Origin of the sequence: Xanthomonas sp. 3058, from assembly GCF_014199765.1 — a bacterium.
In the GTDB taxonomy this organism is placed as follows: domain Bacteria; phylum Pseudomonadota; class Gammaproteobacteria; order Xanthomonadales; family Xanthomonadaceae; genus Xanthomonas; species Xanthomonas campestris_B.
This window is the reverse complement of record NZ_JACHOF010000004.1, coordinates 258,347-282,059: the sequence shown is the minus strand read 5'-3', so window position 1 is coordinate 282,059 and position 23,713 is coordinate 258,347. Positions and strand designations below refer to the sequence as shown.

The following is a 23,713-nucleotide window of genomic DNA, read 5'->3' as shown; positions in this document are numbered from 1 at the left end:
ATGGTGCCGGCCAATCGTTCGCCTGGGGTGTGCGCGCCGGCGCTTTGCTCTACTCTAAAAAATCGCTGGCTAACGCCTGGATAACGCCCACGACCACGGGGCAAAATGGGCTTCTGCGCTTTTACGAATCCCCCCACTTCCGATCAACCGCCCCTCATGCAGACCACCACCTTCCGTACCGCCACCGTCGACGATATCGATGCGATCGTTTCGCTGGTGACTTCCGCGTATCGCGGCGATGTCAGCCGTACTGGCTGGACCACCGAAGCCGATCTGCTCGATGGCGTGCGGGTCGAACCGGCCGTACTGCGCGAGGATTTGTTGCGCAACCGCAGCCTGGTGCTGCTGGTCGAACAGGATGGGCGGATGCTCGCCTGCGCGCACGTGGCCGACGACCACGGCGCCGGCTATTTCGGCATGTTTGCGGTCGACCCATCGCTGCAGGGCAGCGGGCTCGGCAAGACACTGCTGGCCGAAGCCGAGCGCATCGCCTTTACCGAATGGCAGCTGCCGGTGATGCGCATGACCGTGATTGATGTCCGCGCGGAGCTGATCGCGTTCTACGAACGCCGCGGCTATCGCCGCACCGGCATCACCAAACCGTTTCCGTATGGCGACGAACGCTTCGGGGTCCCGCTGCGCCAGGACCTGCGCTTTGAAGTGCTGGAAAAACCGCTGGGCGGCGCAACACCATGAGCGAGAACTGGACGTTCGTCTGCGCCAGCGAGGCACTGTTGCCGGGTGAATTGCAGACTGTCTGGGACGAGGTCACCGACGCCCCGATCGTGGTCTTCAACCTCGACGGCGAGCTGTACGCGCTGGAAGACCGCTGTAGTCACGAGGACTACGAGTTATCGCCAGGCACCTTCGACCCGGCCACCGGCACCATCGAATGCCTGCTGCATAGCGCGCGCTTCGATATCCGCGACGGTCGTCCGTTGTGCGCGCCGGCCTATACCGCCGTACCCAAGTTCCCCGTCAAGCGCGAACACGGCGGTATCTGGACACGCGACGACCGCTGAACGCGGTGGGCTCAACGCACGCAATCGTCACGATGCGCTCTGGCTTCACCCAAAGCGCCAAGGCTTTGGACGCACGATCGCGCCCGGGATGCCAGCGCGCCATGCCCAACGATCGAAGCAATCGATACGACCTAACGCACATGATGGCCGACGCGAGTGAGCGGATTGCTCGCCGCGACCAGCATCGATAGCGACACAACGACCCGCAAACAGCCGCGAATATCCGCGTTCGCCTGAGCATCGCTCAATGGATCGTCACGGCCGCCTCTGCTTGGGGTCGCGCAGCCGTCTCAGCACGCGGCAGCCGCCGACGATGATTGCAAAGAAGAATGATTTGTATTTAATATTACAGTTCTTCAGGCCTTTTTAAAAAATTGGCCTGCTGTGCGATCCCGTGCGCCCAGCTCCGCCCAACACCTTCTCATGCCCCTACCCCGCAGGCGCCTTGCAGTGCAGCGCCTGCGCATGCCTGGAGCGTGGTCGAGGCCAAGGGCTGCCTTGCGCGAACGGGCGCGCATTGTCTGCTCCACATTTCGAGTCGCAACTTCCTCTCCGCCGAGCCACCGCCAGGCCAAAGCCTTGCTTCTTCATCTTTGAGACCTTCCATGACTCCCAGGATTTCCCCGCTCACCTCGGCCGTGTTGTTGACGCTGTCCGCTCCTGCCCTCGCTCAGCCTGGTGATGCGCCAGCGCCTCCGGGCGCAGTCGATCTGGACGCCATCCGGGTGCAGCAGGAGCGCGCGCAGAAGCCGTCCTCGTCCAAGTACACCGAGGTCTTGCGCGACACGCCACAGACGATCACCGTGGTCAGCAAGCAGACCATGGACCAGCAGAACCTGCTGTCGCTGCGCGATGTGCTCAGCACGCTGCCGGGCATCACCTTCGGCGCGGGCGAAGGCGGCGGCGGTTATGGCGACAGCATCAACCTGCGCGGCTTCACCGCCAGCAGCGACATCACCACCGATGGCGTGCGCGACAGCGCGCAGTACAGCCGCAGCGACACCTTCAACCTGGAAGCGGTGGAGCTGATCAACGGCGCCAACTCGGCCATGTCCGGCGCCGGTTCGGTCGGCGGCAACATCAATCTGGTCACCAAGACCGCCGGCCAGGGCGACTTCACCAACGTCGTGGTCGGTGGCGGCAGCGACCGCTATGGCCGGCTGACCGCCGACAGCAATTACGATTTCGAAAACGGCACCGCCGTGCGCCTGAACGCGATGGGCCACACCCAGGACGTGCCGGGCCGCGATGAGGAATTCCGTCATCGCTGGGGCTTCGCGCCGTCGGTGGCGTTCGGGCTGGGCTCGGAGACGCGCTTTACGCTGAGCTACCTGCATCAGCACGACAACAACCTGCCACAGTTCGGAGTGCCGTTCGCGCTCGGTCCGTTCAACGATGGCCCGCTGCCTGGCGTGGACCCGCAGACCTTCTTCGGCTACCGCAACACCTCGCGTCAGGAAATCGACGTGGACATGCTCACCGGCGTGCTGGAAATGGACTTCGCCGACACCGTCAAACTGCGCAGCCTGGCGCGCGTGCAGCGGGTGGACCAGACCACCGACACCACCGCGCTGCAGGGCAGCTGGTGCCTGCCCAACGGCACCGACCCGTATACCGGGCGCGCCTGCGCCGGCCAGCCGCCGGCTACCTGGAATCCCAACAGCGGCCCGCGCGGGCTGGTGCGCGAAACCGAAAACTTCATCGCGCATAGCCAGACCGACCTGACCGCCACCCTGCACACCGGCGCCGTCGAGCACCGCGTGGTGGCCGGCGTGGCCTTCAGCAAGGAAGACTTCGAACTCAATAGCGGCACCGCCTTCCGCAATGCCGATGGTTCCAGCACCGGCATCACCTACCCGCTGCAGTCCTTCGACAATCCGTACAACATCTGGGCCGGCCCGCAGAACTATTTCCGTACCGCCCGCAGCAAGGGCAGCCTGACCAATCAGGCGGTGTATCTGTTCGATACGCTGCAGTTCAACGAGCAGTGGATGCTCAACCTGGGCGGCCGCTACGAGCACAACGAAGGCGACAGCACCACCTATACCGTCAATGCCGCCGGCAATGTCACCGGCGTTGCCGCAGGCTTTCCGGCCGGCAACGAAGAAGACCTGTTTTCCTACCGCGCCGGCCTGGTGTTCAAACCGGTGGAAAATGCCAGCCTGTATCTGTCCTACGCCAACAGCAAGACGCCGTCCAAAGCATCGGTCAACGGCTCGTGCACACCGATCGCCACCGCGACCGCAGGCGCCAATTGCAATGTGGCACCGGAAACCGCAGTCAACATCGAGCTGGGCGGCAAGTGGGACGTGCTGGACCAGCGTCTGGCGCTGACCGCCGCGCTGTTCCGCAACGAACGCGAAAACTACAAGGTCAACAGCGGCGATCCGCTGATTCCCGAGCAGGTGCTGGACGGCAAGGCGCGCGTGGACGGCATCGCGCTCGGTGCAGCCGGTTACCTGACCGAACGCTGGTCGATCTTTGCCAACTACACCTTCCTGGACAGCGAGGTGCTGCAGAGCGTGGCCAACCGCACCGAACGTCTCAGCGGCGACCCGGTGGCCGGACGCGACCTGGTGCAGACCCCACGCAACGCCGGCAATCTCTGGACCACCTACACGCTCAACCAGTGGACCTTCGGCTACGGCGTCACCTACCAGGGTGGCTTCTATGCCAATAACGCCTCGGCAGCCGCGTATATCAAGACCGACGACTACTGGGTCCACCGCGCGATGGTCGGCCTGCGCGTCAACGACCGGCTCAGCCTGCAGTTGAACGTCAACAACCTGTTCGACGAGGAGTACTACACCAGTATCCGCAACAACCTCACCGTCAACGCGGCCGGCACTGTCACCGCCGGCAACGGTTGGGCGATTCCGGGCGAAGGGCGCTCGGCGGTGCTGAGCGCCACGTTGAGTTTCTGATCTGCTGACAGGCCGTCCGCACACTGCGGGCGGCGCGGAGACCTCGCCATGTTGCTGCCCATTCCCGATGTTCTTGACCCCACACAGCTCATCGAGCTGCGCGCGCGGCTGGACGCGGCCGACTGGGCGGACGGCCGCATCACCGCCGGCCATCAATCCGCGCAGGCCAAGGACAACGCACAACTGCCCGAAGACAGCACCACTGCACGCGAGGCCAGCGCCCTGGTGCTGGAAGCGCTGTCGCGCAGCAGCACGTTCTTTTCGGCGGTGTTGCCGCGGCGTATCTATCCGCCGCTATTCAATCGTTACAGCGGCGGGCAATCGTTCGGGTATCACGTCGACAATGCGATTCGCTACGACCGCAGTCGCGGCGGCGCAGATCCGGTGCGCACCGACGTCTCGGCCACGCTGTTTCTCAGCGACCCGGACAGCTACGACGGCGGCGAGCTGGTGATCGAGGACACCTACGGCACGCAGTCGGTGAAACTGCCGGCCGGGCATCTGGTGATCTACCCTGGCACCAGCCTGCATCGGGTACTGCCGGTGACGCGTGGCGCCCGCGTGGCGTGTTTTTTCTGGACCCAAAGCATGCTGCGCGACGCCGCGCAGCGTCGCCTGTTGTTCGAGCTGGATGTGTCCATCCAACGGCTTACCCAGGACACCCCCGGCCATCCGTCGCTGATCCAGCTCACCGGCGTGTATCACAACCTGTTGCGGCAATGGGCCGATGTCTGAGCCCGCACTGGACACTGCGCAACTGATCGATCTGCTGCGCACGCAACCCGAGCAAGCGGTCGTGCTGCTGCGCAAGGCCGCTGCCCGCCAGGAGGTGGCTGCGCAGCTGCTGCTCGCGCAGATATACGCCGAAGGTCGCGGCGTCGCCGCCGATCCGGCCCTGGCGATGCTGTGGTACGAAGTCGCCGCCAATGCCGGGCATCCGGGCGCGATGAATCAGCTGGGCCGTTGCCACGAACTGGGCTTCGGCACCGCATGCAACACCGTATTGGCGGCGCTGTGGTATCGCCGCGCCGTCGCACATGGCCTGGATTGGGGGATGTACAACCTTGCGCATCTCTACGGCTCCGGGCGCGGCGTGGCGCAGGACCACGCGCAGGCGTTGGCGCTGTATCGCATGGCTGCCGAGTGCGGGCACGCCAAATCGATGAACTTTCTGGCGCGCTATCTCGATCAGGGCCTGGCCTGCGAGGCCGATCCGATCGCTGCACGCCACTGGTATCGCCGCTCTGCCGAAGCAGGCGATTTTCGCGGCCAGGCCAGTTACGCCACCTTGCTGGCAGATACGGGCGAGCTCGATGACGCCGAGCGATGGATGCGGCGCGCGATCGCAGGCGGACATGCCGGCTTTCTGCAACAGCTCACGTCACTGCTGGCCAGTGCGACGCAGCCACGCCTGCGTGCATTGCTGCGCGAGGTCGCCGAACGACAATCGCAACTGCAGCGATCCACCGCAGCGCATGCGGCCTGAGCGCGCCATGTCGACCTCCAACGACGCCATCGCCACCTCCCGGCAACGTCGCGGTTTCTGGCTGCGCATGCTGCATCAATGGCATTGGATCAGTTCGGCACTGTGCCTGATCGGCATGCTGCTGTTTACGGTCACCGGGCTGACCTTGAATCACGCCGCACGCATCGAAGCCAGCCCCTCGACCGAACACCGCACGCTGACGCTGCCGCCGGCACTGCTCAAGTCCCTGGGCACCCGCCAAGACGGCGATGCTCCGCTGCCGCCACGCGTGGCGCAGTGGCTGGGACGCGAGCTGGATATCAGCATCGGCATGCGCGCGGGCGAATGGTCCCCCGATGAGGTCTACGTTGCGCTGCCGCGCCCTGGCGGCGATGCCTGGTTGAGCCTGGACCGCAGCACCGGCGCGATCGAGTACGAACGTACCGGGCGCGGCGCCATCGCCTATCTCAACGATCTGCACAAGGGACGCAACGCCGGGCCGGCCTGGGGCTGGTTCATCGACGTGTTCGCCGTCGCCTGCCTGGTGTTCTGCATCACCGGGCTGTTCCTGCTGCACCTGCATGCGCGCCAGCGCCGCATGACCTGGCCGCTGGTCGGCCTGGGTCTGTTGATTCCATTGCTGCTTGCCCTGCTGTTGATCCACTGACTTTCCCTACCGGAGACGATCATGCGCGCCACCCTGACCATCGCCCTGAGCGGCCTGCTCGCCGTGCCGGCGTATGCGGCCACGCTCGACATCAACGTCGAAATCCCCAAGCTCAACGTCGCCGAATATCACCGCCCGTATGTGGCGATCTGGCTGGAAGGTGCGGACCAGAAGGTGGCCGCCAATCTGGCGGTCTGGTACCAATCCAGGGACACCGCCGAAGGCCACGGCACCAAGTGGTTGCCCGACCTGCGTCAGTGGTGGCGCAAGAGCGGGCGCACGCTGGAGGTGCCGGTCGACGGCGTCACCGGCCCCACCCGCCCGGCGGGCGCGCATGCGCTGGCGTTCTCCGATACCAAGGGTGCGTTGAAGTCGCTGCCGGCCGGCCAGTACACGCTGGTGGTGGAGGCTGCCCGCGAAGTCGGGGGCCGCGAGTTGGTCAAGCTGCCTTTCACCTGGCCGACAACGGCTGCGCAAACCGCCAAGGCCAGCGGCAGCAGCGAACTCGGTGCTGTCAGCCTGGTTGCCAAACCCTGAGCGTTGCGCTGTTGTTGGAAACCGCACATCGCGTGCACTGCAAGTCACCGCGCACGCACGCATTTCATCGCGTTGGCAAAGACCTATCGCCTCCCACGCATCCACGCAGCGCTACACCCTGCGCTGATCAGACACGTGACCCACCGTCCTCATCGTCCTTCAAGGAGTTGCCATGAAACGTTCGCTCGTCCTGATCGCCATGCTCGCCGCCCTGCCGGTCAGCGCCCTCGCCCACAAGGCGTGGCTGCTGCCCTCGCAGACCGTCATCGCCGGTGAAGCGCCGTGGATCACCGTGGATGCGGCAGTGTCCAACGACCTGTTCTATTTCAATCATGTGCCGCTGCGCCTGGACAACCTGAGCATCACCGCGCCCGATGGCAGCGCGCTCAAGCCGGAAAATTCGGCCACCGGCAAGTACCGCAGCGTCTTCGACCTGCAACTCAGCCAGCCCGGCACCTACAAGCTCAGCATCGTCAACGCCGGCCTGTTCGCCAGCTGGAAGGAAGACGGCAAGCCCAAGCGCTGGCGCGGCGACGCAACCGGTTTTGCCACCGAAGTGCCGAAGAACGCGCAGGACTTGCAGGTCTCGCAGTCCTTCAATCGCGTGGAAACCTTCATCACCCGCGGTGCGCCGACCACCACCGTCTTCAAGCCCAACGGCAAGGGCATCGAGTTGATTCCGGTGACCCATCCCAACGATCTGGTCGCCGGCGAAGCGGCGCAGTTCACGCTGCAGCTGGATGGCAAGCCAGCAGCCGGCCTGGAGATCGAGATCGTACGCGGCAGCACCCGCTATCGCTATGCGCAGAACGAGATCAAGCTCACCACCGACGCCAAGGGTGGCTTCAGCGTGACCTGGCCGGAGCCGGGCATGTACTGGCTGGAAACCACCACCGAAGACAAGAAAACCTCGCTGCCGCAGGCCAAGCAGCGCCGTCTGGGCTATGTCGCCACGCTGGAAGTGCTGCCGCAATAATCTGCCTATATAGGGCAGGCATGCGCATATCGTGCATCCTGCTGCCCCGCTTTTATAAGATCCATCCATGCCTGCATCGTTCTCCGCCGACCACGCCATCGCCACTCTCGGCGGCCGCAGCATGGGCACCACCTGGAGCGTGAAGTTGGTGGCTCCACGCGCACGCGACCTGCATCCCTTGCATGCCTGCATCCAGACCGCATTGGATCGCGTGGTCGCGCAGATGAGCACCTGGGAAGCGGCATCTGACATCAGCCGCTACAACCGTGCGCCGGCCGGTAGCTGGCACACCCTGGCGGAAGACTTCCACGCGGTGCTGAGCGCCGCACTGGACATCGCACGGGCCAGCAATGGCGCCTTCGATCCCACCGTCGGCCCGATGGTCGAGCTGTGGGGTTTCGGCGCCGCAGGCGGTCCGCAGCGGGTACCGTCGCCCGAGCAGATCGCGCTGGCCAGCCTGCGCTGCGGGTGGCAGCGCCTGGTTCTGGAGGGCATGCGCGTGCTGCAGCCGGGCGCCGTGGCATTGGATCTATCCGGCATTGCAAAAGGGTTCGGTGTGGACTGCGTCCATCGCGCGCTCGTGCAGGCCGATATCCACAGCGCATTGATCGAGGTCGGCGGGGAACTGTTGGGGTATGGGCGCAAGCCCGATGGCAGCGCATGGCGCGTACTGGTCGAATCCGCGCCCGACGAAGACGCCGGTGCCGAGCTGCCGGCGCGCGTCCTTGCCTTGGACGGGTTGGCGGTCGCCACCTCCGGCGACCGCTGGCACCGCTTCGATGCCAACGCTACGCGGTATGCGCACACCGTCGATCCTCGCACTGGTGCGCCGGTACCGCACGCACCCGCAGCAGTCACCGTACTCGCACGCCAAGCCATGCATGCCGATGCCTGGGCCACCGCGATGACCGTGCTCGGCATCGACGCCGGGCTTGCCTATGCACGCGATGCAGCGCTAGCGGTGCGATTTCTGCTGCGCAAGGACGGCGCCTTGCACGAATCCATGAGCCCTGCATTCGAGCACCATCTGGCGACGCCGTGAGCACCGGCACGCCCCGCGTATGGCTTGGCAACGGCTTGATACTGCTTGCGCTGGCAGCGCTTGCCGGATGGCTGGGCGGCCTGCATGACGGCACTTGGTGGAGTGCGCCGACGCCGCATCGCTGGCAGTTTGCTGCGCTCGGCGTGACGCTCTACGCAGCGTTATGCGTGGCTGTCGTGTGGCGCACGCACGAGCGCTTCAGCGCGCAACGCGCAGACCGTCGCGGCGTACTGATTGCCTGGGCAAGCCAGACCGGGTTTGCGCGCGAACTGGCCGAACGCAGCGTGGTCGCGCTGCAATCGGCGGGTATCGGCGCGCACGCACTGCCACTGGAGGCCGTCGATACCGATCAACTCACACATGTGCCGCGGCTGCTGTGCATCGTCAGCACCACCGGCGAAGGCGATGCACCCGATCATGCGCAAGCGATCGAGCGTGACTGGCTTGCCGGCGACACCCAGGATCTTGCCGCTGTGCAGTACGCAGTGCTGGCGTTGGGAGACCGTCGCTACGCCCAATTTTGCGCCTTCGGGCGCCGCATCGACGCTCGTCTGCACGCATGTGGCGCCACCCGCCTGTTCGCGCGTATCGAGGTCGATAACGCAGACCCGGACGCCCTGCAGCAATGGCAACGCAGGCTGACAGAGCTGGCGCCTGCGCTTGCGATGCAATCCGACTGGAGCCTCCCGACCTACACCGCCTGGCAACTGCGCGAACGTATCCACGTCAACCCCGGCAGCGCAGGTGCGCCGATTTATCGACTGCGCCTGGCACCGTGCGATGCCCCATTGCCGCAGTGGAGTGCTGGCGATATCGCCGAGATCGCACCGCAAAATGCACCGCACGCGGTGGAGTCCTGGCTGCAGCGCACCCAACGCGATGGCGCACAGCGCATCGACGGCCGCACGCTGCGCGAATGGCTAAGCTGCGCGCAACTGCCCGCCGATGCCCAGGTCGATATCGCGGTGAGTCCCAATCCCAGTCACGACACCGTCAACGATGCCGAAGTGCACATCGGCCAAGCCACCGGGCCAGTCACAGGCATTGAAACAGCGACAGCTACAGGCAAAACATCGCCACTGGACGCAGACGCATGGGTCCGACGCCTGGTCACCCTCCCCCATCGCGACTACTCGCTTGCATCCACTCCCGACGAAGGCCACGCCGAACTGCTGGTGCGCGAGCACCGGCATGCCGACGGCAGTCTTGGCTTGGGCAGTGGCTGGCTCTGCGTCCATGCACCCATCGGTACGCCCATCGCGCTGCGACTGCGCAGCAACCCCGGCTTCCATCCCCCCAGCCCTCACCGGCCGATGCTGCTGATCGGCAACGGCACCGGCATCGCCGGCCTGCGCGCGCATCTACGCGCACGCGTCGCGGCCGGTGCGCGTCGCAACTGGCTACTATTCGGCGAACGCAATGCCGCCCACGACGCGCTCTACGCCGACGAGCTGCGGCAGTGGCAACGCGATGGATGGATCGAACGCCTGGATCTGGTGTACTCGCGCGATCAACAACAGTCGCCGCGCTACGTTCAACACGCACTGGCTGCAGCCGCCGACCACTTGCGACTGTGGGTCGATCAAGGCGCCTGCATCTACGTCTGCGGCAGCCTGCGCGGCATGGCACCCGAAGTCGACCAGACGCTGGATTCCATTCTCGGCGCCGATCTCAGACAAGCGCTGTTGCGCACAGGACGCTATCGCCGCGACGTGTATTGAAGGTGGCGAGCACTGCCCATCAACCGAGTATCCCTAGATGTCCTGATGTCCTGGATGAACGCTGCCCTGGACCACAAGTAGCGTTGGTTGACGCTTGGAGTGGCTAATAAAACGTCAAAAGCCTGGTTGATCGAATGCGCGGCGCCCTCACCGCTCGCGGGACACGCCGTGAACCCTTCCCTGGAGGCTCGGTGGCGGCATCCATGCCGCCACACGGTCCCGCAATCGGTGAGGACACCGCATCAGTCAGTTGATCGGTTGCTTTATTGAAGACCATGCACACCAACCATCTCAACTGGTCCTTGCCCGCCCACCATCGCGGGACCTTACGCGGCATGGATGCCGCGTAAGAGCTGACAAGGACGTACTTGCAGCGTGTCCTGCGATGGTGGGCGGGCAAGGGCCCTGCAGCCAAGCCACAGATCAACGACCTTGCTGCCAAACCGCAACTCAGACGCTCCGCAATAGACCGGCGTAAAGTAGTTTGGTAAGCCGCTCTTAAACCAGAATTCGATCAATACGCGGACGCTGCGTGATCGCGCGACCGGCAAATAATAGCGGCTAACAACACGTAACAAGCAGTCGTCAGATGGGTGTGGACGACGCGCTCAGAACCGCAGCGTACGAGTGGCACATGCAGATTCCGAGCACCGGCCGCGCCCGCCTGGCGGCTGCGTAGTAGTTTTGTTCGCCGCTCTAAACCGGACTCACCCGGATCGCCAACAACTCGCCACCGCCATCGAGCACATAGCGCGTGCGCGTGGAGGCGCTCAGCCAGGCCGTATCTCCGGCTGCCAACGGTGGCAAGCCGCTATCGCGCCCGAAACTGGCCTGACCGGCGAGCAGATGCAGCGCCCAGGCGCTGCCGGGATCTGCGAAGAACAGCATGGTGCCGACCAGCGGCCGATGCAGCAGCTCAGCCTGCAGGACATCGCGTCGCCACATCAGGTTGAAGTCCTGGGTGGGCCCATCCAGCAGTGTGGCGCTCACCGTTTCTTCGCCGGCAAATCGAACTCGCTGGTAGGGCGGCAGCAGATCGCAGCTGCGATCACTGATGCCGGGAGCAGCGATACCGCCATCGGCGCTGGCGTCATGGCCGCCGCGGTCGGCACCGCGGTCGTTACTACTGACGCCATCGTTTTTACTGCCACTGCCACTGCCACTGCCACCGCCACCGCCACCGCCACCGCCACCGCCACCGCCAGCATCGCCAAACTGCAGCCGCATGCCATTGCCATGCAACAGCACCAGCTCGCGATCGATGCCCGGGAATGCAGAAAATGCCGCGTCCTGTTCAATCTCGGCGATCGACAAGCGCAACGCCCATGCATCGGCATCGCCGAGACGCAGGATCTCGCGCGTCCAGCCCAATTGATTGCGCCATCGCTCGCGCCGGTAGTCGGTGGCCGGAATCACCCGGCTGCTCATGTCTGTCAGCTGCATTGGCGCATTGTGCCCCACGCCTTGCGCTCGGACCGTCATGTTGCGCCTCACCTTTGGAGCCGGAACTGACGCTTCAGGATGATCGACGCCTCATGCGAATGGCGCTTTCCCGCAGTCGCCTCCGCTGTCGTGCGCTCGCAACGCACGCGCGTCCAAACGAAAAACGCCCGGCTGCACATCCAAGTGCAACACCGGGCGATTCCACATCCTTGTCGGCTTCCAGCCATCCCCCAGACGTCCTGTCCAGTTAGGTTGCGGCCACGCATCCTCGCGTCGAACCGTATCTCGGATCCCTTCCCGTTAACGCCGCCCCACCGGTTTCACCGCCGCCCCCTTGGCAGCCTTCTTGGCAGGAGCCATCGTGGCTCCCACTTCGATCAGGTCACGATTCCGTTCGACCGTCTTGAGTCCGATGCCCTTGACCAGTGCCAGTTCCTCGGCACTTTTGAAGGGACCGTTCGCCTGACGGTGCTCGACGATTGCCTCGGCTTTTGATCGCCCGACATTCGTCAGCACCTTGTCCAATTCCTCAGCAGACGCGGTGTTGATATCGACCTTGTCGAGCGCATACGCGTTCGAGGACAACAGCAACGCCAGTAGCAGGGACTTCAGGACTACGGTAAATGACTTCATTGCAACGCTCCTTGTGGCTTGGGTGATGGTCCTAGCCAGCATTCCTGCCGGCGGAGCCAGTGTCCCGCGCCACATGCAGCAATCCTATCGCCAGCAAACTTTTCACACAGCAGGTGAACTGCGCGCCGCTCTGTAGGGAAATGCCTACCCCCTGGGGCGGGCGTAGAATGTTTCATTACGTCACGCATTCGGAGCCTTCATGGACAGCGTCAAGATCGACCAATTCATCAGCGATACCTGGGACCGCGAGATCGTCCCCCAGCTGGTCGATTACATCCGTATCCCCAACAAGTCGCCGATGTTCGACGCCGATTGGGTGGCCCATGGCTATATGGAGCAGGCCGTCACCCTGATGGAAACCTGGGCGCGCGCCCAGGCCATCGAGGGGATGCAGGTCGAGGTGGTGCGCCTGGACGGCCGCACGCCGCTGATCTTCATCGAGATCCCGGCCACCGGCGCGGAGTCGGGCGACGACACCGTGCTGCTGTACGGCCACCTGGACAAACAGCCGGAGATGACCGGCTGGGACGCCGATCTGGGCCCCTGGGAGCCGGTGCTGCGCGACGACAAGCTCTACGGTCGCGGCGGTGCGGACGACGGCTATGCGATTTTCGGCTCGCTGGCGGCGGTGATGGCGCTGCGCACCCAGAATCTGCCGCATGCGCGCTGCGTGGTGCTGATCGAAGCCTGCGAAGAATCCGGTAGCTACGACCTGCCCGCCTATGTGGACCATCTGGCCGAACGCATCGGCAAGCCATCGCTGGTGGTGTGCCTGGATTCGGGCTGCGGCAACTATGAGCAGTTGTGGTGCACCACCTCGCTGCGCGGGCTGACCGGTGGCAACCTGAGCGTGAAGGTGCTGGAGGAAGGCGTGCATTCTGGCGATGCCTCCGGTGTGGTGCCGTCCAGCTTCCGGCTGCTGCGGCAATTGTTGTCTCGGATCGAAGACGAGGCCACGGGCCGCATCCTGCTGGAAGGCCTGCATGTGAACGTGCCGGCCGAGCGGCTGATCCAGGCCAAGGCAGCAGCGGCGACGCTGGATACCGCCATCTTCGACAAATTCCCGATGGTCGATGGCCTGGTGCCGATGCATGACGACCTCACCGAGCTGGTGTTGAACCGCACTTGGCGCCCGGCGCTGTCGATCACCGGCGTGGACGGCATGCCGCCGCTGGCCTCGGCCGGCAATGTGCTGCGTCCGCAGACCGCAGTGAAGCTGTCGCTGCGGCTGCCGCCCACTGCCGACGGCAAGGCCTGCGGCGAGCTGCTGAAAGACGCCTTGCTGCGCGACCCGCCCAACGGCGCGCAGGTGACGCTGGAGCTGGAAAAGGCCTCCTCCGGCTGGAATGCGCCGGCGATGGCGCCGTGGCTGGAAAAAGCCATCGACGATGCCAGCCTGGCGTTCTTCGACAAACCGGCGATGTATATGGGCGAAGGCGGCTCGATTCCGTTCATGGGCATGCTGGGCGAGAAGTTCCCCGGCGCGCAGTTCATGATTACCGGCGTGCTAGGCCCGCATTCCAATGCGCACGGCCCCAACGAGTTCCTGCACATCCCGATGGGCAAGCGGGTGACCGCCTGCGTGTCCAAGGTGCTCGCCGAGCATCACGCTGCCTGTCTGCGTGGCGAGACCAGCGGCTCGCCGGTGGCCGCCGACAGCGGTACCCGACATGGCGGGCATGGTTGCTGCTGAGTCGCGCTGATGTCGATAGGCCGTTCGGTGCATGCCGGGCGGCCCACACCGGCACTGCGATCAGACTGCAGCGCAAGCTAGCTGTATCCCGAACGCCAGTGTGGCCAACACCGCTGCACATAGGGGTGCAGCAGCCGCGAGTGCTAGTCTGCCGATCCCATTTGCCTCAGTGCCTGCGATGAACAATCTCTTCGGTAGCGAAAGCTGGCTTTACATCATCCTGGTCGGTTTCGTGGTCGGGCTGTTGGCCCGCTTCATCACGCCCGGCACGCAACGCCTGGGCTGCCTGTTGACCATCGTGCTGGGCATCGCCGGTGCAGTGGTCGCCAGCTGGTTCGGCCGCTACATGGGCTGGTACCACGCCGGGCAACCGGCCGGTTTCCTGGGCGCGCTGCTTGGCGCAATTGCCATCCTCGCGCTGCTGCGGCTGTTCAGCGGCAGCAAGCGTTGATCGCCTGCTCGCCGTTCTGATACTGCACCCCATCTCCCTACGCACCGTCGACCGATGACCTCATCGTTGCCTTCCGATACCACGCGCGAAGCGCTGCGCCTGCAGTGGGCGCAGCACGCCCTCAACGATGCGCAGGCAACACTGCAACGCGCGTCTGTCGATGCAGGGTTTCGCAGTTATTGGCGCACCCATGGGTGCGGTGTGGATCGCATCCTGATGGATGCGCCACCGGACCTGGAGAACGTTGCGCCGTGGTTGCGTATGCACGCGCTGCTGAGCGAGCACGGCGTGCGGGTGCCGCAGGTGCTTGCACAGGACCTGGAAACGGGTTTTCTGCTGTTGGAAGACCTCGGCGTGCCGACGCTGGCGCAGGTCCTGACCGACGCCAATGCCGACGCGTTGCTGGACGGTGCGATCGGCCAGTTGCTGTTGCTGCAGCGCATTCCACCGCCTGCCGATAGCGGCATGTTCGGCGAGGCGCTGTTGCAGCGCGATGCCGGCCTGTTCGAAGAATGGTTTCTCGGTCGCCATCTTGGCCTGCAACTGGACTGCGCGCACGCCGAACAACTGCAACTGGTGCAGCGCCGTTTGATGGACAACGCACTGGCGCAGCCGCGCGTGTTCACCCATCGCGATTTCATGCCACGCAACCTGATGCCTGTGCGCGATGGGCCGGCGATTTTGGATTTCCAGGACTGCGTGATCGGCCCGATCGGCTACGACCCGGTCAGTCTGTTCAAGGACACCTCGGTGAGCTGGCCGCTGGCACGGGTGGATGCTTGGCTGGAGCGCTATCACGCCCGTGCCGCAGCAGCCGGATTGCCGGTACCGCCGCTGGCGCAGTTTCTACGCGATGCGGACTGGATGGGCGTGCAGCGGCACCTGAAGAATCTCGGCATTTTCTCGCGGCTGAGCCATCGCGATGGCAAGCATTGGTATCTGGATAACGTGCCACGCTTCATTGCCTATCTGGATGAGGTGTTGCCACGCTATGCCGAACTGGCACCGTTGACCCACTTGCTGGATGACCTGGTCAAACCTGCCTTGACGGCGCGCGCCATGCAGGCCGGTGCATGAAGGCGCTGATCTTCGCGGCCGGGTTTGGCGAGCGCATGCGTCCGTTGACCGAACGCACGCCCAAGCCATTGTTGTCGGTCGGCGGCACGCCGCTGATCGTCTGGCATCTGCGCAAGCTGGCCGCACTGGGTGTGGACGAGGTGGTCATCAACACCTCGTGGTTGGCCGAGCAGTTTCCGCAGGTGCTGGGCGATGGCAATGCGTTCGGGCTGCGGCTGACCTATTCCTTCGAGGGCGCCACGCCGCTGGAAACCGGCGGCGGCATGCTGCATGCGCTGCCGTTGCTGGGCGATGCGCCGTTCTTGCTGGTCAACGGCGATATCTGGACCGATTTTGACTTCGCGCGTCTTTGCGGCGCGCCATCAGGTCTGGCGCAGCTGGTGCTGGTCGATCCACCTGCGTATGCGGCGCGTGCGGATTTTGTATTGGAGGCAGATGGCAAGGTGCGCGCCGATCTGCCCGCAACCCACACTTACGCCGGCATCGGCATGTATCGGCCTGCGCTGCTGCGCGATTGGCAATCGGTGATAGGCCAGCTGCCAGAGCAGCACCGCACGCCGCCGCGATTTGCGCTGGCGCCGATCCTGCGCGCGCAGATGGCCGCCGGCCTGATCGATGGTGTCCACCACCCAGGGCGCTGGACCGATGTCGGCACGCCGCAGCGGTTGGCGGAGCTGGATGCACAATTGCTGCGCGACCGCGATTGATCGCAACCATGCTGCTGCAACGCCCGCAATCAAGAGTGGTCAACAAGACCTCTCGAAGTCTGTCTCGATGACAGCGAAGTGTTGGCCACTCGCCTTCGTTGACGAGTCGCGCGATGTCGGGAATGACAGTGAGATCGCTCGGATCGAAAAGAGCTGATCACCGTGGTTCATCGGACCACCGCGCGGAATGGAGGCCGCCAGCGGTCCCGCAAACTGCCAGGACATCGCACCTAGCAACCTGGTCGCGCTGATGCAAACCACAACCCCGGCCGCGCCCGCCTAGCGGGTGAGCACCGTCATGCTGTTAGCCGCTGCAAGCCCCGCGATCCTCCAGCACCCGCCGCAAGAACGGCACTGTGATGCGGCGCTTGGCGGCCAGCGATTCGCGATCCAGCCGATCCAGCAACGACACCAGTCCGGCCAGTTCGCGCTCGCTATGGATCAGCAGCCAATCGATTGCGGCTTCGTCCAACGCCAGTCCGCGCCGTTGCGCACGGTCACGCAGCACCGCAGCGCGCGCGGCGTCGTCGAGCACCGGCAGGCTGATGCGGATGCACTGCGACAGCCGCGAACGCAGGTCTGGCAGCACCAATGCCAGCCCATCGGGCATCTGGCGCGCGGTATACAGCAGCGTGGTACCGGCAGCGCGTGCGCGGTTATGGAAATCGAACAGCGCCACCTCGTCCTCGCGCTGTCCGGCGATGCTGTCCACACCGTCCAGGGCAACCAGGCTGCGCCCTTCCAATGCTTCGAGCGCATCGCGCAGCCGGCCGGCGGCGGCCTGCAGCGGCAGATACGCCGGGGCGCGTCCGGCCTGCTCGGCCATCGCGCACAACGACAAGGCCAGATGCGTCTTGCCGGTACCGGCCGGGCCGGACAGATACAACCAGTCGCTCACCTGCCCGGCGGCCAGCGCCTGCAGTTGTGCAATCAGGCCGTCGGGGGCGGCGATGTAGCTATCGAAACGCTGATCGGGAGGCGAACGCAACGCCAGCGGCAACTGCGGAACGCTCACGACCGCTCTGCGTCCTTGCCGGCATCGACGATCGCCGCGCTGCGCTCATCATTGGACTGCAACACGATGCCGGAACGTTCGCCCGCATACAGATCGCTGCGGGTGTACTGCTCATGCGCGTAGCGCAGCAGCACGTTGGCCACCGCCGCCACCGGCAACGCCAGCAACATGCCCAGAAAGCCGAACAACTGCCCACCGGCCATCACTGCGAAGATCACCGCCACCGGATGCAGACCGATCTTGTCGCCGACGATGCGCGGGGTCAGCACGTAGCTTTCCAGCAACTGGCCGACCGTGAACACCACCCCGACGCCGATCAGCAGCTTCAGATCCAGGCCCTGTGCCTGGACGACCGCCGCCAGCAAGGCGAGCACGATGCCGGTGGTCGCCCCCAGATACGGAATGAAGCTGATGAGGCCGGCAATGATCCCGATCAACAAGCCCAGATTGAGCCCGATGATGGACAGGCCGGTGGCATAGATCGCCCCCAACGCCAGCATCACCAGGAACTGACCGCGGATGAAGCCGCCGAGCACGTCGTTGGATTCCTGCGCCAGCCGGCTCACGGTGCCGATGTAGGCGCGCGGGATCACCGCCGCCACCCGCTCGACCAGGCGGTCCCAATCGCGCAGGAAATAGAACGCCAGGATCGGCAGCAGCGCCAGGTTGATGACCCAGGTGACCATCGCAAAGCCCGAGCGCTGCACGTACCCGAAGAAGGTCTTGGCGGCGCCGCCGGCCTGTTCCCAATGGCTGCGGATCCAGTCGATCAGCCGCTCCGGGTCCAGCCAGCCCATCAGCTCCACACCGGTCTTGGCTTCCAGCCACGGGATGGCGGTACTGATCGCCCAGGTCCGCATCTGCGGCAACGCCTCGATCAAGGTCATGATCTGGCGTTCGATCATCGGCACCAGGATCATCAGCGCCAGCACGAACAGCAGCAGCGCCAGCACGAAGACCAGCGTCACCGCCATGTTGCGCGAACGCCCGGCACGCTCGATGCGATCCACCAGCGGGTCGCCCAGCCAGGCCAGCAACAGTGCCAGCACGAACGGCGTCAGGATCGGGGACAGCAGCGATACCACCCACAACACGCCGATAATCACCGCCACCCATTTCAGGCGGCGCAGGAACTGGGCAATCTCGGCTTCGGGAGTCAAAGTCATTTCAGGCGGTACTCGGCGTGCTCGTTATCGAGAATGATCGGGCCCTCGGTCGGTACCGACACCGGCACCAACGGGCTGTTGTCGCCGAGCATACGGTTGAGCCCGGAAATGCCCGTGAGCAGTTCCAGATCCATTTCCATGCGGTCGCCATTGGCGCTGACCGGGCGGATGCTGCGCACCACCGACACGCCCTGCAGCGCAGCCGACACCCGCAGGTAATCGTCGGCGCTGGCGAGTCCGGTAATCACCACGCGATAGACACCGGGCACACCCGAGTCCACCCGCTTGGCGTAACGCTTGACCAGCGCATCGGCCGCACCGTCGGCGCCGGCAGCCATCGCGCGGCGCGCGTCGCCGTCGCTGCTGGTCCAGCTGGACAGCACATTGCCGTTGTCGACGAACACCCAATCGGCGGTCCAGCCGGCCTCGTTACGGTAGAGCTTGCCGATCAACTGCATCGGCGGGCTGTACTTGGCCGACGCGCGCGACACCGCAGCGGTGTCCTTGCGCCAGATCGCGCCAGCCAGCGCCTGCTCGGCGGCCGCACCGCCCGGCAGACCGAGCCGGTAGCCGCGCTCGATGGCCCGGTCCAGGACGCTGCGCGCGGCATTGGCCTGCGCCACCCCGACCAGGCGCGGGCCGCTGCCATCGTCGATGGCCAGCCACAACACCGGCTTGGGACGCGGCAGCGGCCACACCGGCAGGCCCAATGCGGCGATCAGGCCGTCCACATCCGATTGCCGGAAGCGCGCGACCAGCGTGGTGCGGAAGGTCGGCGCACCCGTACGCGAGGTGCCTTGATCCTGGCGGTAATCGTAGTTTTCGACGTAGCTGGGCGCATTGCGCAGCGCCTGCGACACCCCCGGACGGCTCATCACGCTGCGATCGCCGGAGACCTTGCCCAGCACCGCACCCAGCGCGCGCGCCAGGGCCCCGGGGCGATCGGACTCGCCCTGGCTGTTGACCGGCACCTCGGCATCGTAGGCACTTTGCGCCTTGGCGACATCGCCTTCGGTGCGCAGATCGGCCTGCGCGAAGGCCGGCAGGACAGGCACGGCGACCACCAGGGCGAGAAAGAAAGCGAGACTGCAGCGCATCGACGGTTCCATGACTTAAGCGTATCCGGGTGAATTGTTGCCCGAATGGGGCGCCAGCGCCAACGTGGCTGCTAAAATCGCCGCCTTTACTGCCGAGCCCCCCGCCCGTGACCAGCCCAACGCCTTCCACCCCCTCGCCCATGACCTACCGTGAGGCAGGTGTCGACATCGATGCCGGCAATGCATTGGTCGAACGCATCAAGCCGCTGGTCAAGCGCAGCTTCCGGCCGGAGGTAATGGGCGGCCTGGGCGGTTTTGGCGCCCTGTTCGATCTGTCGGGCAAGTACAAGGAGCCGGTGCTGGTGTCCGGCACCGACGGCGTAGGCACCAAGCTCAAGCTGGCGCAGCAGCTGGGCCGGCACGACACCATCGGCATCGACCTGGTCGGCATGTGTGTCAACGACGTCCTGGTGCAGGGCGCCGAGCCGCTGTTCTTTCTCGACTACTTCGCCACCGGCAAGCTGGATGTGGACACCGCTGCAGCGGTGGTCGGCGGCATCGCGCGCGGCTGCGAACTGTCCGGTTGCGCCCTGATCGGCGGCGAAACCGCCGAGATGCCCGACATGTATCCGCCGGGCGAATACGACCTGGCCGGCTTCACCGTCGGCGCAGTGGAAAAATCGCAGCTGCTGGATGGCGCGCAGGTGCGCGCAGGCGACGTGCTGATCGGCATCGCCTCGTCCGGACCGCATTCCAACGGCTACTCGCTGATCCGCAAGATCTACGAACGTGCCGGGGCCCCGGCGGAATTGGTGCTGGAGGACGGCGTCAAGCTGATCGACGCGCTGATGGCGCCGACCGCGCTGTACGTCAAGCCGATCCTGGCGCTGCTCAAATCGCATGGCGACACCATCCACGCCATGGCGCACATCACTGGCGGCGGCCTGACCGAAAACATCATCCGCGTGATTCCCGACGGCCTGGGTCTGGACATCGACGCCAAGGCCTGGACGTTGCCGCCGGTGTTTGCCTGGCTACAGCGCGAAGGCGCGGTGGCCGATGTGGAAATGTGGCGCACCTTCAACTGCGGCATCGGCTTCGTGCTGATCGCCGCACCCGAGCAGGCTGCCGCGCTGGAACAGGCACTGGATGCCCAGTCGCTGGCGCATTGGCGCATCGGCCAGGTGGTGCCGGCGCCGGGCGACGAGCGCGTGCGGATCGGTTGACCAGTCCGCCAAGGAGACCTGCATGGACGCTTCCCCACTCGCTACAACCGCTGCGGCCAGTGCCGAAGACATGCAGCAGCTCAAGCTGCTGTCGATCTTCCATTACGTGCTGGCCGGCATCACCGCGCTCTTTTCCCTGTTTCCGCTGGTGCATCTGTTCCTGGGCATCGCCATGGTCACCGGCCACATGCCGACCCAAGCCAGCGGTTCCGGGACGTCGCAGATGGACGAGCGGCTGTTCGGCTGGTTCTTCGTGGTGTTCGCAGGCGTGTTCATTGTCTGCGGCATGACGCTGGCAGGCTTCATGGTCTATGCCGGCCGCTGTATCGCCCAACGCAGGCGGCATCTGCTGTGCCTGATCGTGGCTGGCATTTCCTGCTCCTTCATGCCGTTCGGCACCGTCGTCGGCGTCTTTACGCTGGTGGTGCTGCTGCGCCCGCAGGTCAAGGCGTTGTTCGCTCCCACCGCCACCGCAGCATGACCTCGATTGCCCCATGACAGCAGCGAATCCCACCGAATGAGTCTGCGCCTGGCCGTCCTGGCCTCCGGTCGCGGCAGCAACCTGCAGGCCATTCTCGATGCCATTGCCAGCGGCCGGCTGCAGGCCGAGGTGGTCGGGGTGTTTTCCGATCGCCCGCAGGCGTCAGCCTTGCAGAAGGTGGACCAGGCGCGGCGCTGGAGCGCCAGCCCGCGCGCGTTCGCCGACCGCGCAGCCTTCGATGCCGCGCTGGGCGATGCGATCGCCGCCGCGCAGCCGGACTGGGTGGTCTGCGCCGGCTACATGCGCATCCTGGGCGAGCCGCTGGTGCGACGCTTTGCCGGGCGCATGCTCAATATTCATCCTTCGCTGCTACCCAAGTACCGTGGCCTGCATACCCATGTCCGCGCACTGGACGCCGGCGATACCGAACATGGCGCCAGCGTGCATCTGGTGGTGCCGGAGCTGGACGCCGGCACGGTGATCGCGCAGGCGCGCGTGCCGGTGCTGCCCAACGACACGGCCGACCAGCTGGCCGCACGCGTCCTGGCACGCGAGCATCCGCTGCTGCTGGCCACGCTGGAGCTGCTCTGCAGTGGACGCCTCGCGGTGCAGGGCGACACGGTCCACCTCGACGGTCAGTGCCTGTTTACGCCACTGCGTCTAGAGTCCGCTGACACCGCACTCGCCTGAATGCGGATACGCCTCCCTCATCCTGCCTCGGACATCCTTGCGGCCCCCGTGCCTCGATCTCAGCGCATGAACGTCATCCCGATCGCCACCGCGCTATTGACCACTGCCCTACTCGCTCAAGCAGGTACCGGCCGTGCGCAACAGGCTCCTGTCGTGCCTGCGCCAGCGGCTTCGGCTCCTGCTCCGGTTGCAGCGCCGCCGGCGGCGCCGGCATCTGCAGCTGCCCTGCCTGCAAGTACCTGGACGCCACCGCCGCTGCAGCCCTTCGTGGCGACTTATCAGGCGTTCTATCGCGGCAAGGAAGCGGGCGATGCCACCATGCAGGTCAGTCAGGGCGACGGCACTCAATGGCGCATCGACATGTCGGTCCGCGGCCGCAAAGGGTTTGCCAGCATCCTGGGCCTGAACCTGGAACAGAGCACGGTATTCCGCGTCGATGGCGACACCTACGTGCCATTGAGCCAGAGCACCGTGCGCAAGGCGATGTTCTTCGGCAAGAAGGTCACCGGCGTCTACAACTGGCAGGCCGGCACTGCGCAGTGGGACGGCGATCTGAAGAAGGAACGCCAGCAACCGATTCCGCTGCAGCGTGGCGACCAGAGCGCGCTGTCGCTGAATCTGTCGCTGATGCGCGACGCGCAACCCGGACGCAGCCTGAGCTATCGCTACGTCGATGTCGGCCGGGTGCGCCAATACGATTACCGCACCGCAGACGCCACCGAGGTGGTGCAGGTGGGCGACCTGAGCTACGACGCGCTGCGCGTGTATCGGGTCAACAGCGGCGACAACGAAACCATCCTGTGGATTGCCAACGGCGTTCCCACGCCGGTGCGCATCCTGCAACGTGACAAAGGTGAGGATCAGGTCGATCTGCGCCTGGTCGAATACCAAGGAGCCTGAGCCATGAACACCGTTTCCCGTACGTTTTCGCTGATTGCCGCCGCCGCATTGACGGCGGCCAGCCTGCCTGCCTTTGCCATGCAGCCGTTCCAGGCCGACTATTCGGCCAACTACATGGGCATGCAGGCCAACGGCACCATGACCCTGGCCGCGGCCGGCGCCAATGAATGGCGTTACACGCTGACCATCCAGAACCAGCTGGCCAACCTGACCCAGAGCACCGTGTTCGAGGAGAACAACGGCCGTCTGCGTCCGGTCAGCAGCAACGACACCTCGTCGATGATGGTCAAGCGCCGCAACGTCACCGCCAATTACGACTGGAAAACCAACCAGGCGACCTGGGGTGGCGACATCAAGCCGGACCGCCGTGGCCCGGTGACGTTGCAGCCGGGCGACATGGATGCGCTGCTGATCAACCTGGCGATCACCCGCGACCTGGCCGCCGGCAAGCCGCTGAACTACCGCATGGTCGACGAAGGCCGCGTCAAGCCGATGACCTACAAGGTGGTCGGCAAGGAAACCATCACCCTCAACGGCAAGCAGGAACAGGCGACCAAGGTGTCGCGCGTGGACGGCGACAAGGAACTGATCGCCTGGGTGGTCAAGGACCTGCCGGTGCCAGCGCGTCTGCTGCAGAAAGAAAAGGGCCAGGACACGCTGGACCTGACCATCAAGGCGCTGCGCTGAGCGCGCCGAACCTTCGACCAACGGCTTGATTGCCACCGTAGTTCCGGTCGTGAAGTTGTTTAGTGCAGTCAAACGCTTACTGAGTCGAGGGCGCGGTGCCCTCACCGCTCGCGGGACACGCCGTGAACCCGTCCCTGGGGGCTCGGTGGCGGC

At 65.1% G+C, this 23,713-nt stretch carries 24 protein-coding genes and 1 other RNA gene; 19 read left to right on the top strand and 6 right to left on the bottom strand.

The features are described from left to right. The first annotated feature begins 156 nt into the window (after window positions 1–156). From GGR61_RS08345 to GGR61_RS08300, 10 genes are all read left to right on the top strand, one after another. A complete protein-coding gene (locus GGR61_RS08345; protein WP_184621101.1) occupies window positions 157–696 on the top strand; it encodes a GNAT family N-acetyltransferase in 540 nt (179 codons plus the stop codon). Beyond that, window positions 693–1,022, top strand: coding sequence for a non-heme iron oxygenase ferredoxin subunit (locus GGR61_RS08340; protein ID WP_184408899.1), 330 nt, complete (start codon window positions 693–695; stop codon window positions 1,020–1,022). The genes GGR61_RS08345 and GGR61_RS08340 overlap by 4 nt, the downstream gene beginning before the upstream one ends. A gap of 605 nt (window positions 1,023–1,627) precedes the next feature. Then, a complete protein-coding gene (locus GGR61_RS08335; RefSeq protein WP_184621100.1) occupies window positions 1,628–3,946 on the top strand; it encodes a TonB-dependent siderophore receptor in 2,319 nt (772 codons plus the stop codon). Window positions 3,947–3,994: 48 nt separating this feature from the next. Next, window positions 3,995–4,681 carry a Fe2+-dependent dioxygenase gene (locus tag GGR61_RS08330; protein WP_184621099.1) on the top strand — a complete coding sequence of 229 codons (687 nt, stop codon included), beginning with the start codon at window positions 3,995–3,997 and terminating at the stop codon, window positions 4,679–4,681. Beyond that, window positions 4,674–5,432 carry a tetratricopeptide repeat protein gene (locus GGR61_RS08325; protein WP_184621098.1) on the top strand — a complete coding sequence of 253 codons (759 nt, stop codon included), beginning with the start codon at window positions 4,674–4,676 and terminating at the stop codon, window positions 5,430–5,432. The genes GGR61_RS08330 and GGR61_RS08325 overlap by 8 nt, the downstream gene beginning before the upstream one ends. A gap of 7 nt (window positions 5,433–5,439) precedes the next feature. Then, window positions 5,440–6,078 (top strand): PepSY-associated TM helix domain-containing protein, encoded by a 639-nt coding sequence (locus GGR61_RS08320; protein ID WP_184621097.1) that lies wholly within the window; start codon window positions 5,440–5,442, stop codon window positions 6,076–6,078. A gap of 21 nt (window positions 6,079–6,099) precedes the next feature. Beyond that, on the top strand, window positions 6,100–6,615 hold the full coding sequence (locus GGR61_RS08315) for a DUF2271 domain-containing protein (protein ID WP_184621096.1): 516 nt from the start codon (window positions 6,100–6,102) through the stop codon (window positions 6,613–6,615). Window positions 6,616–6,787: 172 nt separating this feature from the next. Then, window positions 6,788–7,591 carry a DUF4198 domain-containing protein gene (locus GGR61_RS08310; protein ID WP_184621095.1) on the top strand — a complete coding sequence of 268 codons (804 nt, stop codon included), beginning with the start codon at window positions 6,788–6,790 and terminating at the stop codon, window positions 7,589–7,591. Window positions 7,592–7,658: 67 nt separating this feature from the next. Continuing rightward, a complete protein-coding gene (locus GGR61_RS08305) occupies window positions 7,659–8,633 on the top strand; it encodes an FAD:protein FMN transferase (RefSeq protein WP_184621094.1) in 975 nt (324 codons plus the stop codon). Further along, window positions 8,630–10,354 carry a sulfite reductase subunit alpha gene (locus GGR61_RS08300; protein ID WP_184621093.1) on the top strand — a complete coding sequence of 575 codons (1,725 nt, stop codon included), beginning with the start codon at window positions 8,630–8,632 and terminating at the stop codon, window positions 10,352–10,354. Before GGR61_RS08305 ends, GGR61_RS08300 begins: the two co-directional genes overlap by 4 nt. Before the next feature lie 559 nt (window positions 10,355–10,913). Here the strand turns inward: GGR61_RS08300 and GGR61_RS08295 are convergent. The 3 genes from GGR61_RS08295 to GGR61_RS08285 all read right to left on the bottom strand — a co-directional run bounded on the left by GGR61_RS08295 (window position 10,914) and on the right by GGR61_RS08285 (window position 12,472). Next, a non-coding RNA gene (locus tag GGR61_RS08295) (sX9 sRNA) lies at window positions 10,914–10,990 on the bottom strand. Window positions 10,991–11,050: 60 nt separating this feature from the next. Continuing rightward, a complete protein-coding gene (locus GGR61_RS08290; protein ID WP_184621092.1) occupies window positions 11,051–11,797 on the bottom strand; it encodes a HutD family protein in 747 nt (248 codons plus the stop codon). 300 nt (window positions 11,798–12,097) lie between these two features. Further along, window positions 12,098–12,472, bottom strand: a complete 375-nt coding sequence (locus GGR61_RS08285; protein ID WP_006452365.1) for a helix-hairpin-helix domain-containing protein — start codon at window positions 12,470–12,472, stop codon at window positions 12,098–12,100. 157 nt (window positions 12,473–12,629) lie between these two features. Between GGR61_RS08285 and GGR61_RS08280 the strand changes: the two genes are divergently transcribed. From GGR61_RS08280 to murU, 4 genes are all read left to right on the top strand, one after another. Continuing rightward, on the top strand, window positions 12,630–14,123 hold the full coding sequence (locus tag GGR61_RS08280) for a M20 family metallopeptidase (RefSeq protein WP_184408889.1): 1,494 nt from the start codon (window positions 12,630–12,632) through the stop codon (window positions 14,121–14,123). 178 nt (window positions 14,124–14,301) lie between these two features. Then, window positions 14,302–14,574 (top strand): GlsB/YeaQ/YmgE family stress response membrane protein, encoded by a 273-nt coding sequence (locus GGR61_RS08275; protein WP_184621091.1) that lies wholly within the window; start codon window positions 14,302–14,304, stop codon window positions 14,572–14,574. A gap of 54 nt (window positions 14,575–14,628) precedes the next feature. Further along, the gene (locus tag GGR61_RS08270; protein ID WP_184621090.1) at window positions 14,629–15,651 is read left to right on the top strand and encodes a phosphotransferase; all 1,023 of its coding nucleotides are present in this window, start codon (window positions 14,629–14,631) and stop codon (window positions 15,649–15,651) included. Further along, complete coding sequence (gene murU / locus GGR61_RS08265) at window positions 15,648–16,358, top strand: N-acetylmuramate alpha-1-phosphate uridylyltransferase MurU (protein ID WP_184621089.1); 711 nt, start codon at window positions 15,648–15,650, stop codon at window positions 16,356–16,358. The genes GGR61_RS08270 and murU overlap by 4 nt, the downstream gene beginning before the upstream one ends. Window positions 16,359–16,662: 304 nt before the next feature. Here murU and hda read toward each other — a convergent pair whose 3' ends face one another. The 3 genes from hda to GGR61_RS08250 are packed head-to-tail and all read right to left on the bottom strand — an operon-like array spanning window position 16,663 to window position 19,648. After that, window positions 16,663–17,373 carry a DnaA regulatory inactivator Hda gene (gene hda / locus GGR61_RS08260; protein WP_184408885.1) on the bottom strand — a complete coding sequence of 237 codons (711 nt, stop codon included), beginning with the start codon at window positions 17,371–17,373 and terminating at the stop codon, window positions 16,663–16,665. After that, complete coding sequence (locus tag GGR61_RS08255) at window positions 17,370–18,539, bottom strand: AI-2E family transporter (protein WP_184408884.1); 1,170 nt, start codon at window positions 18,537–18,539, stop codon at window positions 17,370–17,372. Before GGR61_RS08255 ends, hda begins: the two co-directional genes overlap by 4 nt. After that, the gene (locus GGR61_RS08250; RefSeq protein ID WP_184621088.1) at window positions 18,536–19,648 is read right to left on the bottom strand and encodes a DUF2066 domain-containing protein; all 1,113 of its coding nucleotides are present in this window, start codon (window positions 19,646–19,648) and stop codon (window positions 18,536–18,538) included. The genes GGR61_RS08255 and GGR61_RS08250 overlap by 4 nt, the downstream gene beginning before the upstream one ends. A gap of 128 nt (window positions 19,649–19,776) precedes the next feature. Here GGR61_RS08250 and purM point away from each other — a divergent pair, with 128 nt between their 5' ends. From purM to GGR61_RS08225, 5 genes are all read left to right on the top strand, one after another. Then, window positions 19,777–20,802: a phosphoribosylformylglycinamidine cyclo-ligase gene (purM, locus tag GGR61_RS08245; RefSeq protein WP_184621087.1), complete on the top strand. Its 1,026-nt coding sequence runs from the start codon at window positions 19,777–19,779 to the stop codon at window positions 20,800–20,802. 22 nt (window positions 20,803–20,824) lie between these two features. Then, on the top strand, window positions 20,825–21,283 hold the full coding sequence (locus GGR61_RS08240) for a hypothetical protein (protein ID WP_184621086.1): 459 nt from the start codon (window positions 20,825–20,827) through the stop codon (window positions 21,281–21,283). Between the two features lie 36 nt (window positions 21,284–21,319). Next, window positions 21,320–21,973: a phosphoribosylglycinamide formyltransferase gene (gene purN, locus GGR61_RS08235; protein ID WP_184621085.1), complete on the top strand. Its 654-nt coding sequence runs from the start codon at window positions 21,320–21,322 to the stop codon at window positions 21,971–21,973. A gap of 66 nt (window positions 21,974–22,039) precedes the next feature. Next, window positions 22,040–22,873 (top strand): DUF3108 domain-containing protein, encoded by an 834-nt coding sequence (locus GGR61_RS08230; RefSeq protein ID WP_184621084.1) that lies wholly within the window; start codon window positions 22,040–22,042, stop codon window positions 22,871–22,873. A gap of 3 nt (window positions 22,874–22,876) precedes the next feature. Next, window positions 22,877–23,560 carry a DUF3108 domain-containing protein gene (locus GGR61_RS08225; protein ID WP_184621083.1) on the top strand — a complete coding sequence of 228 codons (684 nt, stop codon included), beginning with the start codon at window positions 22,877–22,879 and terminating at the stop codon, window positions 23,558–23,560. The last annotated feature ends 153 nt before the right edge of the window (window positions 23,561–23,713 follow it).